The following is a 1468-nucleotide window of genomic DNA, read 5'->3' as shown; positions in this document are numbered from 1 at the left end:
TCGCAAGAGGTCTAATATTGTTCAGTTAAAAAAGTAATTATTCGATCGCGCACCTCAGCTAATTGAGAACTGAGCAAACTCTCGGCGATTGCTTTCCCGTAGCGCAATGACAGGCTTAGCTAAGTGAACCGTCTTAAGATATAATAGAGTTTGAACACAACACCAATCATTGTCCTATGAAAACCATAGACAAAAGTGAATTAACAGCTCAATTACTAGAATTATTGCAACTTATCGAGCTTGAAGGCGAAGAAATTTTAGTGATGGATGGGACTAAACCACTTGTGATAATTTCTCAGTATGAAAAGTCTCTTTCAACTGAAGAATTATTTAAGGATATGCGGGGGAAAGTAAAATATTTTGAAGATTTAACTGCGCCAACAACTGAAGAATGGCAGGAAGTATGACAGTTGTCCTTGATACCTGCGCTCTCATCTGGTGGAGTTTAGATCCAGAGAAACTTTCTCAATCGGCAAAAGATGCTTGTCAGCAGATGGAACAAGAAAAAAATGGTTTAGTTCCATCAACGGCTATCTGGGAAATAGCTATCAAGATCAAAAATCATAAGTTAGATTGAGGAGTAAGTATTGATGACTATATCGCTACTTTAAAAAAGTCTAATGTTATTCGCATCGTTCCAATTGATGAGAACATTTGGCTAGAAAGTGTCAAATTAGAATGGGAACACCGAGATCCAGCAGATAGAGTGGTTGTAGCAGTTGCCAAAAGAAGTCAAGCTGCTATTATTACAGCCGATCAAAAAATAGCTAGTTTCTACTCTTTAGTAATTTGGTAAATCGAATGTGCCAGGTATCGGGAACGTAGAAGTGGCGCGGTTTCGTGGTTAAAGCCTCTGTTATAAATCTTCACGAAACTCTGTAACCCTTAGATGTTACACTCTACAAGTCTCGACGCGAGAAAAGAGATCCCCCACACCATCCATGCACCGTCCCCACGCACACACGGGAGGTGCCCCACAGGTGCTTTTGTGTTGAATTTTAGATCATTTAAGTACAACCATTTACTATTCACACGCCAACCTACCCGATCGCCAAAAGCGTCCCTAATTTTGTCATCATATTCTCTGCTTCCCCCCAAACTTTCATAGATCCGTTTCTGCACTGAAAAGCCGAAACGTCCGTTACTGTATTTTACCCAAAGTTGGTCAATAGTTCGTAAGTCTTCACAGGGGAATCGATCGATATCTTCAGCCCTCAGCAAGCCATCCTTTGTTCTCCCCGCTGCTTCCAGCATTTTTTTATACGTTTCCTCATCCCCCTCTTTCCATTCTCCACTAGCCAACAGCCGATCGAGGTTGCGATAATCGACTCCTTTTGCTGAAATCAAATTTACAGGTTGTGGCGGTGGCTGCGGGCTAGGAATCCTTGGCAAAACACCCCCTATTTGTCCCCAATTGCCAGGCGGTGGCTGCGGGCTAGGAATCCTTGGCAAAACACCCCCTATTTGT

4 protein-coding genes are annotated in these 1468 nt (G+C 42.3%); 3 read left to right on the top strand and 1 reads right to left on the bottom strand.

What is annotated here, in order from left to right:
* The first annotated feature begins 176 nt into the window (after positions 1-176).
* From QUA77_RS03370 to QUA77_RS03360, 3 genes are read left to right on the top strand one after another with little or no spacing between them, the layout of a single operon-like run.
* Positions 177-407: a prevent-host-death protein gene (locus QUA77_RS03370; RefSeq protein WP_333449261.1), complete on the top strand. Its 231-nt coding sequence runs from the start codon at positions 177-179 to the stop codon at positions 405-407.
* Complete coding sequence (locus tag QUA77_RS03365) at positions 404-577, top strand: hypothetical protein (protein WP_333449260.1); 174 nt, start codon at positions 404-406, stop codon at positions 575-577. The genes QUA77_RS03370 and QUA77_RS03365 overlap by 4 nt, the downstream gene beginning before the upstream one ends.
* 9 nt (positions 578-586) lie before the next feature.
* The gene (locus QUA77_RS03360; RefSeq protein WP_333449267.1) at positions 587-796 is read left to right on the top strand and encodes a PIN domain-containing protein; all 210 of its coding nucleotides are present in this window, start codon (positions 587-589) and stop codon (positions 794-796) included.
* Positions 797-885: 89 nt separating this feature from the next.
* On the opposite strand, the gene QUA77_RS03355 is transcribed toward QUA77_RS03360, so the two are convergent.
* On the bottom strand, positions 886-1468 hold a 583-nt coding region (locus QUA77_RS03355; RefSeq protein ID WP_333449259.1), incomplete at its 5' end, for a GUN4 domain-containing protein.

Origin of the sequence: Microcoleus sp. K5-D4 (genome assembly GCF_036704575.1) — a bacterium.
Classification (GTDB): Bacteria; Cyanobacteriota; Cyanobacteriia; order Cyanobacteriales; family Microcoleaceae; genus Microcoleus.
This window is presented reverse-complemented; position numbering and strand designations above follow the sequence as displayed.